The sequence below is a fragment of the Streptomyces sp. NPDC007264 genome, assembly GCF_042869095.1.
GTDB lineage: Bacteria > Actinomycetota > Actinomycetes > Streptomycetales > Streptomycetaceae > Streptomyces.
Map to the genome: position 1 here is coordinate 74,696 of NZ_JBIAFD010000012.1, position 11,096 is coordinate 85,791.

The window sequence follows — 11,096 nt, forward strand, 5'->3', positions numbered from 1 at the left end:
CGACGACCGCCGGAACCGCCGAGCCGGCCTCGGGCCCTGCGGCGGCGGTCGCGCGGCTCAGTGGGCCGGCGTTCCCTGAGGCTGCTGCGGGGCGATGCCCAGCGCCGTCGTGTACTTGGCGAGGGCCAGCTTGCCGATCGCCGGGTAGGGGCCGAGGGGCTCGGCCGCGTCGCAGCCCGCCTCCTTGGCGGCCGCCTCCAGCAGTTCCGCGTCCAGTTCCGGACCGATCAGGTAGGGCGCGAGCGCCAGTTGCTGGGAGCCCGAGGAGCGCAGCTGCTCCGCGACGGCCGTGATCGAGCCCTCCTGGTCCAGCGCCGCCGCCATCACCGGCACGGCGAGCCGCGCGGCCAGCAGCATGCCCGTGATCCCGGCCGCCTGCACGGCCTCCTCGCCGCCCACCGAGGCGAGGATGATGCCGTCCGCGGCCGTCGCCACGGTGAACAGCCGGGCACGGTCGGCGCGCGCCAGGCCGCCCTCGGACAGGCGCACATGAAGGGCCTCGGCGAGCAGCGGGTGCGGGCCGAGCGCATCGGTCAGATCGGCCGCGACGCGGCTGTCCATGACGGCCTGGCGGATCCGGCGCAGCAGCGCGCTGTCCGGACCGGCCAGCAGCGGCACCACGACGGCGACCGGGCCCTCGGGCTCCTTGACCTCCACGCCGGCGGCGACGGCCTGTTCGTAGCGCTCGGTGCGCTCCTCGGCCGTCTTGGTGAGAACGGACTGCAGGGAGGGGAACTCGGAGCCGTCCCCGTCCAGGTATCCGATCCGGGCGTCGAGGCCGGGCAGCTCGGAACGCGCGATGCTCACGACCTCCTCGGCGAGGCTGCGCGTGGTGGTGCTGGGCGTGCCCGGCACCGCGAGGACGAGCGCGGGCGCGCCTTCGGGAGCCGCCAGGGGTTCCGGGCGGCGGTGCCGGCCGGGCTGGCGGGGTCGCGGCATTCGTACTGGCAGGCCGGATGCGGGCCCAGTGGGGGAGCTCATGGCGCCGCATGCTACTGGCTTTCTGGGCTCCCTTGTTCGGTGAGGGTGCGGGTGAGCGGTATCCGTCCTGTTTTGTCTGATGAGTTACGTGCCGATGAGATGTGATCGGTACCGTCTGACTCTTCTGTCGTGTGCGGGGAGCAACGCCTCTCTCCCGGCAAGGGGGGTCACTCGCCCTTTTCGGACATCACGTTCAGCAGTTGTCCGTCGCGCGGGAGTTCGAGCGCGTCGTCCGCGAGTGCGAGCGCGATGCGTACGGCGCCGTGCAGCGGGTCGCCCTCCGCGGGGAGGACACGGGCGTGCGGCAGCACTCGCGCCAACTCCTCCCGCAGCGGCGCCACGAGCACCTCTCCCGTCCTGAACAGACCCCCCGTGAGGGCGACCAGGGGTTCACCCGCGGCGGGGCACACGGCGGCCGCGGACTCGGCCATGTTCCGGGCGGCCGCGCGCAGGATTCCGGCCGCGACCGGGTCCTCGGCCGCGCAGCCGGCCACCTCGGGGGCGAACGAGGCGAGCACCGCGGGCCGGTCGGCGCGCGGGTAGACCTTCCCGGGCAGCCCGGCGACCGGCCCGAACACCGCCTCCGCCCGCCGCAGCAGGCGGTCCGAACCGCCGGGTCGTCCGTCGTGGGCGCGCAGCGCCGCCTCCAGCCCCGCCCGGCCGATCCACGCGCCGCCCCCGCAGTCGCCCAGCAGATGGCCCCAGCCGTCCGCCCGGCGCCAGCTCCCGAGGTCCGTGCCGAGCGCGATCAGACCGGTCCCCGCGGCGATCACCGCTCCGGGACGCGCGCCCAGCGCGCCCGTGTAGGCGGTGACGGCGTCCGCGGCCAGCGCCACCCTGCGCACGCCGAACTCACGGGCCAGCGCCGAAGGAAGCTCCGCTCGCAGCCGGTCGCCCAGTGAGGCGAGTCCGGCCGCCCCGATCGCGACCGCACACAGCCGGGGATCACCGGCGTCGCCCAGCAACCGCCGTGCCATCGGCAGGAGTTGCGCCAGCAGATGGCCGGCGTCGATGCCGTGGGCACCCGTGCGGACCGGCTCCCCGGACAGGGCCGGGGACGTAGCGGCCGAGGCCGGACCACCGCGCGGCGCGAGCACGACCCGTAGACCGGAACCTCCGGAGTCCACGGCGAGGACGGCCTCCGGCACCCGCCCCGACGCCTCCGCCACCGGTTCGCCCACGAGCACCGGCCGCCTCACGGCAGTCACCGTTCCACCGGCTGCGGCCCCTGCCGGATCAGCAGGTCGTCGGCCCGGCCGGACGCCGGCACGCCCCGCTCCTCGATCACTGGATGCAACGGGCTTCCCTTCTGCCCAGGGGCCGACCGCGCGGTCCGCCGGACCGGCCCGACGGCCTCGACGAGGAGTGAAGAGTAGCGCCGGGGGCGGCGTCCGTGCGCGGGGCCTGCTGCGTTCGTGCGGGGCACCGGTGTGTGCCAGTAGGGTGACGCGTTGTGGCACCACGACCCTTGTATGAACTTGTCGAAGCGGGCTGGGCGAAGGCTCTGGAACCCGCGGCCGAACGTATCGCCGCGATGGGGGACTTCCTCCGGGCCGAGATAGCGGCAGGTCGGACCTACCTTCCCTCCGGAGCGAACGTCCTGCGGGCCTTCCAGCAGCCCTTCGACGACGTACGCGTCCTGATCGTCGGTCAGGATCCCTACCCCACCCCGGGCATGGCCATCGGGTTGAGTTTCGCGGTGGCGCCCGAGGTGCGCTCGCTGCCCGGCAGCCTGGAGAACATCTTCCGGGAGATGCACTCCGACTTGGGGCTGCCCAGGCCGTCCAACGGCGATCTGACGCCATGGGCGCGGCAGGGCGTGCTGCTGCTCAACAGGGCGCTGACCACGGCCCCGCGCAAGCCGGGCGCGCACCGGGGCAAGGGCTGGGAAGAGGTCACCGAGCAGGCCATCCGGGCGCTGGCGGCGCGTGGCAAGCCGCTGGTGTCCATCCTGTGGGGGCGTGACGCGCGTAATCTGCGGCCGTTGCTGGGGGATCTTCCGGCGATCGAGTCCGCCCATCCGTCGCCGATGTCGGCGGACCGCGGTTTCTTCGGTTCACGTCCGTTCAGCCGGGCCAACGACCTGCTGACCCGGCAGGGGGCGCAGCCGGTGGACTGGCGCCTGCCGTAGCGTCTGCAGGCCGGAGCCCGCCGTGGCGGCGGGCTCCGCCGCGTCCGCGTCTCCTCGGCCGGGCATCCGGCGGGTCGGGATCATCGCCGCACACGAGCCGGTGGGCGCACGTCGGCTGCGTCCACCCGGCCGAGCCGCCGAGCTCGACGCCGAGCCGTGTGCGCTCCCGGCGATCCCGCCCCCGGCTCTGGTCGCTATGTCCGGTCGGGAGCCAACCGCCATGAAATGCGGTGCAGCTGACGGCCGTTCTTTTTACCGGCTCAGTGGCTCAGTCACTGACCCACCTCTTGTACTGATCGGTAGGTGTGCCCCATCCTCGGTACGCCGGTCGCCCGCCCAGCGCGCTGCGGCGGCAGTCGGTCCTGTGTGACGTTCGTCCTGCACCGCTTACGGGAGGTCCCGTGTTTCCCCTGCGTCTTCGTGTCTCCGCAGCCGGCTGCGCGCTGGTTCTGGGAGCGTCGGCGGCGCTGCTCTCGAGCAGCACCGCCGTTGCGGCCCCGTCGAAGCCGGTCGTCCGAGAGAGCCCGGCCCGGGATGCGGTCCGCTCCGCAGGGGCCGCCACGTCCGTGAGCCCGTTCGCCGAACCGGGTTTCGCCGCCGACTGCACCTGGCACGAGTTCGGGGAGGGGGAGCAGCCGCCGTTGTGGCTGATGTTCACCGACCCGCTGTGCGTGGAGTACAGCAAGCGGGACATCACCGTCGACGACGGAGGGGCCCTGCGGTTCCTGGTGGCCGAACCCTCCCGGTTCGCCATCGCCATGCTGACCTGCCACTACTACCAGAAGGACCACTGGAGCGTGCAGTCCACCCAGGGCGCGACGCCGTGGGTGACGTGGGACGGCCAGTACTGGTGGGACAAGGCCGCGAGACGAGCCGGAGCACGCCTGACCAACTTCCGCATCGACGGACACACCGTGGGCATCGGAGACGCGGTCGCCGCTCTGGAACCGGTCTTCCCCGACGTCGCCCGCGCGCTGAGCGATTACGGTCAGGCCGCCGGCGAGACCGGACTGACCGTGTCCCTGCCGTACGACCTGCGCTGCGCACTGGCCGGGTGAGTCACCATGACCGGACCCGACCGGAGATCCATCCTCAAGGCACTCGTCGCCACGCTCGCAGGACTGTCCGTCGGCGGTCTGGACACACCCGTGGCCGCCGCCGCATCCGAGAGCTGGACGACACAGACCCTCGAGGCGTTCGCCGACACCCTGATCCCGGGCCAGCGCCGCTTTTCCGGTGACGTGGTGGTCGCCGGTGCGGTCACCGGCCCCGGTGCGGTGCAGGCCGGTGTCGTCTCCCTCCTCGAGTCGCCCCAACTGCCGGTGGCACCGCTGCTGCCGGCGATCGCGGCGCTGCTCGACGCCCGCGCCGTCGCCTATGCCGCACTCCGGCTGATCTGGCTGTCACCCACGCGCCCGCCTTTCGTGGGCCTGTCGTTCTCCGACCGCACCGCCCTGGTCGGCGGCCTGTTCGGCCCCGACGACCCGGACCGGCCGATCTGGCAGGTGATGAGCCTGCTGGTGGGGCTGGCGTTCGACACCGCCGGACAGCAGGACACCGTCGAGGCCCTCGGCCAGGGCCATCCGGGACTGACGTGGCTGCGCTTCCCCCAGCCGGACCCCGACGGCCTCTGGCGATTCCCCGAGTACTCCTACGGCCGCCCGCTCGCGGAACTCCACCCGAACACGACCGCTTCCGGGAGCCCGGCATGACGGCGCAGACCACGGACGTCCTGGTGATCGGCAGCGGCTTCGGCGGCGCGATCCCGGCCTACTACCTCGCGGCGGGCGGAGCCCGCGTCACCGTTCTGGAGCGGGGCCCGCGCGCGGCCGCCGCCGACTTCACGCATTCGATGCGCCTGGGCACCTACAACAAGATCGTGGACGTGATCCGCGGCGACGGAGTGGCGGTGGTCGCAGGCAACTGCGTCGGCGGCGGGAGCGTCGTCTACTTCGCCGCCTCACTGCGCGCACCGTCCTTCGTCTTCGAGCGCCACGGCAGCCTCGGCCGCCGGCTGTGGCCGGCCGCCCTGACCCGGGGCGCCCTCGACCCCTGGTACGACCGGGTCGAGGAGGCACTGCCGGTCACTCGGACCGACTGGCCGGACGTGTCCTATGCGGGCGGGGTCCTGGCCGCCGCCTGCCGACGGGCCGGGCACACCTGCAATCCCGTGCCGGTGGCGGTCGACACCACCACCTGTACCAACTGCAACTGGATGCTCTCCGGCTGCCGTTTCGACGCCAAACGCTCCCTGCTGCTCAACTACCTGCCGGCGGCGGAGGCCCACGGCGCGGACATCCGCCCGCTGCACGAGGTGCAGACCATCACCCCGTCGCCGCTGTCCGGCTATCGCTACGCCGTCGGCTACACCGTCCTGGACCCCGACGACTACAGCTGCACCGCGCAGGCCGACGTCATCCACGCCAAGGTCGTCGTCCTCGCCGCCGGCGCCGTGGGCACGCCCGTGATCCTCCAGCGCTCCGCGCTCCTCCTGGGGGGCATCCCGGCCGCCGTGGGGCGCTACTTCTCCGGCAACGGCGACCGCGTCAGCGTCGCCGACATCGTCGAGGACAAGGCGCGCTCCCTGCTGGGGCTGTCACGTCCCGACGGTTCCGCCTACCAGGGGCTGCCCGTGGGCCGGCCCATCACCGCCGCCACCTACGACCACCTGGACCCGACCGCCCCGGAGTACAGCCGCTTCACCCTCCAGCAGATCTACTTCCCCCCGCTGACCAACATGCTGGCGCAGAGCGCCGGGTCACCGGCCTGGTTCGGCATCGAGAAGCGGAACATGCGGGCCCGGTGGCGTTCCTGGCTCACCCTGCTGGCCATGACCGAGGACGACAACGAGGGCACCTTCGGGGCCGTCCCGCTCACCGGCAGCTTCACCCGGCTTGCGCCAGGGCTCGGACTGGGCACGATGACCTACCAGCCCACCTCCCGTACCCGCCGGGCATGGGACCGGGCCGACACCGCACTGCGGGACATCCTGGAGAAGGACGGCCTGTCCCGGGTCCGGCCGTGGAGCGAGGACGTGTCCGGGACCGTCACGGCCCACCCGCTCGGCTCGGCACGGATCGGCGACGATCCCGCCACCAGTGCGCTCACCGACGGCCATGAGCTACGCGGCCACAGCGGACTGTTCGTCACCGACGGCGCCGCCGTCCCCACCTCCCTGACCGTCAACCCCTCACTGACCATCGCGGCCCTGGCCGAACGTGCCGTCGCCACGATCGCCACCCGCGCCGCCGACGCCGGGGTCACGCTCCGCCGCGACATTCCGCTGCCCGGCCGCTGACGGACTGCTGCGAGGACCCCACCCCGGACAACGGGGTGCAGGACGGGCGAACCATGGCTTCGCGGCATGTGAAGCCCATCACCGAAGGGATCGACATGGCAATCTCCCGTCGCAGGCTCCTGACCGCTGCCGGAGTGGCTGTGGTGGCCGCGGCCATCGACGTCGGAAGTCTGAGCGCCGTCGCCGGTGCCGTATCGCCGCCGCTCGGCACCGGTGCGGCATTCGGGCTCACCACCCTGGACCAGACGGTGCAGATCGGTCCCGACCTGGGCATGGGGTACCACGACGTGGCGGCCGGCCCCGGCGAACCGCACATCATCCGCAACGACTTCAGCCTCACCGCCACGCCGCAGGTCACCCGATCGCTGATCGCCTTCGCCCAGATGTCCGACCTGCACATCGTCGACGACCAGTCCCCGCTGCGCATCGAGTGCCTCGACCGGCTCGCGGACTACGGACCTCCGCACTACAACTCCTACCCGACCGAATCGGCGTACCGCGCGCACGAGTTCCTCTCGACACAGACGACCGACGCGATGTGCCGAGCCGTCCGGCAGGTCCTCCGGAGTCCGCGGACGAGCACACCGCTGGCCTTCACCGTCGTCACCGGTGACGCGGTCGACAACTGCCAGTACAACGAGTCGCGGTGGTACGTCGACCTGCTCGACGGCAACACGGTGCACCCGGACTCCGGCGACCTGACCACGGACGAGAGCGTGGCGAGCGGCCGGTTCGGGACGGACACCCACTACTGGCATCCGGAGGCACGGCAGACCCCGCCCGACAACAACGCGCTCCACGGCTTTCCGGTCGTGAGCGGTCTGCTGAAGGACGCCCGCAGACCGTTCGCGGCGACCGGCCTGGGCATGCCCTGGTACGCCGCCTACGGCAACCACGACGGGCTCGTCCAGGGCAACGTCCCGATCGACATCCTCCCCTTCGACCCGCTCAAGAGCATCGCCACCGGCTCCACCAAACTGACGGAGGTCGAGGGGGTCCCGGACGTCTTCGACAACACCGCGACGTACTACCTGAACCTGTTGAAGGACATCCTGACGGGCGAATTCACCCTCCAGACCGCCCACGTGACGAAGGACCCGTCCCGGCGGCTGCTCACGCGGAGCGACTTCATCACCGAACACTTCAACACCACCGGTGCCCCCCGCGGGCACGGGTTCACGTCCGGCAGCGACCGGGCGTACTACGCGATTCCCTCGGGGCCGGACGACATGTTCCAGTTCCTGGTGCTGGACACGACCAACATCGGCGGCGGCGCCAACGGCGCCATCGACAAGGACCAGTGGAACTGGCTGAACGACCAGCTCCGGGCCAACAGCTCACGCTACGAACTCGACGACTCCGACGGCAGCCGGGCCAGGACGGTCGTCGACCAGCCCGGCGTGACCGACAAATTCATCGTCATCTGCTGCCACCACACGCTCGATTCCATGGACAACACGGACAGCGGGTCCCCGTACGGCGGCACGGAACTCCGCAACCTGCTGCTGCGCTTCCCGAACGTGATACTCATGGTCGACGGGCACACGCACACCAACAACATCTGGGCCCACAAGGCTTCCTGGCCGTCCGCCATCGGCAACGGCTTCTGGGAGGTGAACACGGCCTCGCACATCGACTGGCCCATCCAGAGCCGGATCTTCGAGATCGCCGAAGGCGACGGCATCCTGTCGATCTTCACGACCATGGTCGACTCCGACGCACCGCTGTCGTGCAACGGGGACACCAGCACCCCCGCCGCACTCGCCTCGCTGGGACGCGAGCTGGCGGCCAACGACCTCCAGGCGGTGGCGGCCGGCATCGGCAAGCGCCGTGGAACAGCGGACGCCCGCAACACACAGCTGCTTCTCCCCGTCCCCTTCTCCCTGCCCGCCGGACGCGGCACGCCGCTTCCGAGCGCCGGCTGGCCGGTGGTTCAGCAAGGGGCGAGCGGTGAGCGGGTCAGGACCGCGCAATACCTGCTCAACGCCTGGGGGGCCACGCTGAGCGCGGACGGGTCCTTCGGCCCGCTCACCGGCAGCGAGGTGCGGTCCTTCCAGTCCAGCCGCGGTCTGTCCGCCGACGGGATCGTCGGACCCGCCACCTGGCGGGCCCTCGGCGTGGTGATGCAGCAGGGCGGCAGCGGGCCCGCGGTGACGGCGTTGCAGCGCCAGCTCAACGCCCACGGGACCGCGCTGAGCGTGGACAGCTCCTTCGGTTCGGCCACCGACAGCGCGGTGCGGTCCTTCCAGTCCGCACACGGCCTGCCGGCCGACGGGGTCGTCGCGTCCACCACCTGGCAGACGCTGACCGCGCTGTGACGCCGGATCGCCCTCTCATACGACGGTGGTGCCGGGGGCGTCACGGAGTGCTGCCGGTGCGCAGTTGTCCACGGTCGGGCGTCGCCTCAGCCGATCACCGCCGCTCGTACACACAGCACGTCCGGCAGATGGGAGGCGAGTTGCCACCAGTTGTCGCCGTCGTCCGCCGACGCGTACACCTCGCCGTTGCGGTTGCCGAAGTACACGCCCGCCGGGTCCGCGTCGTCCGTGCACAGGGCGTCGCGCAGCACCGTGCCGTAGTGGTCCTCGCGCGGCAGGCCCGCCGTGAGCGCCTCCCACGTCGCGCCCGCGTCCGCCGTGCGGAAGACGCGGCACCGGCGGTCGGCCGGGACACGGTCCGAGTCCGCGGTGATCGGGAAGACGTACGCCGTGTCCCCGCGGTGCGGATGGGCGGCCACGGCGAACCCGAACGTCGACGGCAGCCCCTCACCGATGTCCGTCCAGTGGGCGCCCGCGTCGTCGCTTCGGTACACCCCCCAGTGGTTCTGCAGATACAGCCGGTCCGGGTTCGCCGCGTCCCGGGCGACCTTGTGCACGCACTGGCCGAACTCCGGGTTCGGGTCGGGCAGGAACACCGCGGAGACACCGGAGTTGGACGGCTCCCAGGTGGCACCCCCGTCCCGGGTCCGGAACACCCCGGCCGTCGACACGGCGACCGTCACCGCTCTCGGATCCCGCTCGTCGGTGAGCACGGTGTGCAGACCCTCGCCCCCGCCGCCCGGCACCCACTTGTCGCGCGTCGGATGCTCCCACAGCGGGCGGACGAGCTCGAAGCTCTCGCCCCGGTCCTCGGAGCGGTAGAGCGCGGCAGGTTCCGTGCCCGCGTACACCACGTCCGGCTCGGCGGCAGCCGGGTGCAGCTGCCATACGCGCTCCAGCGAAGCGCCCGTGTCCTTGGGGAACCGGACGGCGGGCTGCGCCGGCTCGGTCCAGGTGCGGCCCAGGTCGTCGGAATGGAACACGGACGGCCCCCAGTGCGAGCTGTCCCCTCCGGCCAGCAGACGCGGGGTGTCGCCCCTGGTGTCGATGGCGACCGAGTAGACGGCCTGCGCGTTGAAGCACGGACTGTCGTCGAACTTCCAGGCGCCGCCACGTCGTCGTGCGATGAACAGTCCCTTGCGCGTGCCCACGGTGAGCAGTACCTCGGCCATGCCGACCACCTCCGAAACGCCGTTGTTCCAGACACGGGCCAGTCTGCACCCCGGCACTGACAGTCACCCCCACATGCGTCTTCCATGCAGGTCAGGGCCGTGTTGCCAAGGATCGGCGGGAGATGCCGCGAGGCGGGACCGGTCGGCCGGACCGGCGGCGCCCGGGCTCGGACGCACGGGCGTCCGGCCGGTTGACGGACGTCACATGAGCACGGGCCCGCCGGCTCGCGTATGGGAGGGCGGCCGGGCGTGTGCCCGCGTGAGGAGGATGGCATCGATGAGACGGCCGGCATCGGTGACGGCGTTCCGCGGCCCCGCGGTGTGGCTGTGGCAGTGGCGGCGCAATCCGCTGCGCCGCCGCAGCGATGTGCTGGAGGCGTGGCTCGTGCTCGCGGTCTGGGTCCTGATCGTGGTCGGCGGCGTGCTGACGGGACGGACGGCGACGGACGCGGTGGAGCGCGGGATGGCCCGGGAGCGGGCCGAGTGGCGCCCGGTCGTGGCCCTGCTCAGCCAGGACGCGCCGCGGGCGGCCGCCGCGGCGGTGTCCCGTCCGGCACGGGTGTGGGCGAAGGTGCGCTGGACCGGGACGGACGGCTCGCCGCACTCCGGCCTGGCGCGCGTCGCCGCCGGCAGCCCGACGGGCACGGCCGTCACCGTGTGGACCGACCGTGACGGGTTTCTGGTGTCACGGCCCGCGACCGCGTCCGAGGCCCGGACGCGTGCGGCCGCGGTCGGCGCGCTGGTGGGAGCGGGCGTGGCGGCGGTCCCCTTCGTGGGCGGGCGGATCGTTCGCGGCCGCCTGGAGCGGCACCGCATGGCGCAGTGGGACGAGGCATGGGCGCGCTTCGGGCCGACGCGGGGGCACAAGACGGGCTGACGCGGTCGCGCGGGCGGGTCACCCGACGGGAACGCCGGGCTCCCGGACACCCGGCCGGGCCCGGCCGCCGACGGCACCGGGCTGCGGCCGATGGCACCGGCTTGCGGCCGAGACGGCACCGGCCTGCGGCCGACGGCAGCGGATCGACGTCCGCGGTGCCGCCCGGGACGTTCGGTCCCCGGCGGGGGCCGTTCGACCCCGTGCACGGCGCCGCGCCGGGCGCGAGCCTCGTCGAGGCGGGTCACCGCGGTGGTGGCATCTCCGTCCGGGGCGACCGGGCGGGGGCACCGCGGAGCGGCGGGCGTGTCCGGCAGGGGAC

Annotated in this window: 9 protein-coding genes; 6 read left to right on the forward strand and 3 right to left on the reverse strand. The window is 72.6% G+C overall.

Annotated features, from left to right (window positions below; genetic code table 11):
• Positions 1 to 57: 57 nt before the first annotated feature.
• Both ACFYMU_RS21560 and ACFYMU_RS21565 read right to left on the reverse strand, forming a co-directional pair.
• Complete coding sequence (locus ACFYMU_RS21560; RefSeq protein ID WP_388375380.1) at positions 58 to 981, reverse strand: sirohydrochlorin chelatase; 924 nt, start codon at positions 979 to 981, stop codon at positions 58 to 60.
• 167 nt (positions 982 to 1,148) lie between these two features.
• The gene (locus ACFYMU_RS21565) at positions 1,149 to 2,150 is read right to left on the reverse strand and encodes an N-acetylglucosamine kinase (RefSeq protein WP_388375740.1); all 1,002 of its coding nucleotides are present in this window, start codon (positions 2,148 to 2,150) and stop codon (positions 1,149 to 1,151) included.
• A 284-nt stretch (positions 2,151 to 2,434) separates the two neighbouring features.
• On the opposite strand from ACFYMU_RS21565, the gene ACFYMU_RS21570 reads away from it, so the two are divergent.
• The 5 genes from ACFYMU_RS21570 (at position 2,435) to ACFYMU_RS21590 (ending at position 8,728) form a co-directional block, all read left to right on the forward strand.
• Positions 2,435 to 3,112: a uracil-DNA glycosylase gene (locus ACFYMU_RS21570; RefSeq protein WP_388375383.1), complete on the forward strand. Its 678-nt coding sequence runs from the start codon at positions 2,435 to 2,437 to the stop codon at positions 3,110 to 3,112.
• A 566-nt stretch (positions 3,113 to 3,678) separates the two neighbouring features.
• Complete coding sequence (locus ACFYMU_RS21575; RefSeq protein ID WP_388375386.1) at positions 3,679 to 4,170, forward strand: hypothetical protein; 492 nt, start codon at positions 3,679 to 3,681, stop codon at positions 4,168 to 4,170.
• A gap of 6 nt (positions 4,171 to 4,176) precedes the next feature.
• Positions 4,177 to 4,824: a DUF5987 family protein gene (locus ACFYMU_RS21580; protein ID WP_388375389.1), complete on the forward strand. Its 648-nt coding sequence runs from the start codon at positions 4,177 to 4,179 to the stop codon at positions 4,822 to 4,824.
• Complete coding sequence (locus tag ACFYMU_RS21585) at positions 4,821 to 6,410, forward strand: FAD-dependent oxidoreductase (protein ID WP_388375392.1); 1,590 nt, start codon at positions 4,821 to 4,823, stop codon at positions 6,408 to 6,410. Before ACFYMU_RS21580 ends, ACFYMU_RS21585 begins: the two co-directional genes overlap by 4 nt.
• Positions 6,411 to 6,505: 95 nt before the next feature.
• Entirely contained in the window at positions 6,506 to 8,728 is a 2,223-nt protein-coding gene (locus ACFYMU_RS21590; RefSeq protein WP_388375394.1) for a TIGR03767 family metallophosphoesterase, read from the forward strand.
• Positions 8,729 to 8,814: 86 nt separating this feature from the next.
• Here the strand turns inward: ACFYMU_RS21590 and ACFYMU_RS21595 are convergent, their stop codons facing one another.
• Positions 8,815 to 9,900, reverse strand: a complete 1,086-nt coding sequence (locus ACFYMU_RS21595; protein WP_388375397.1) for a WD40/YVTN/BNR-like repeat-containing protein — start codon at positions 9,898 to 9,900, stop codon at positions 8,815 to 8,817.
• Between the two features lie 277 nt (positions 9,901 to 10,177).
• Between ACFYMU_RS21595 and ACFYMU_RS21600 the strand changes: the two genes are divergently transcribed.
• The gene (locus ACFYMU_RS21600) at positions 10,178 to 10,777 is read left to right on the forward strand and encodes a hypothetical protein (RefSeq protein ID WP_388375400.1); all 600 of its coding nucleotides are present in this window, start codon (positions 10,178 to 10,180) and stop codon (positions 10,775 to 10,777) included.
• Positions 10,778 to 11,096: the final 319 nt, after the last annotated feature.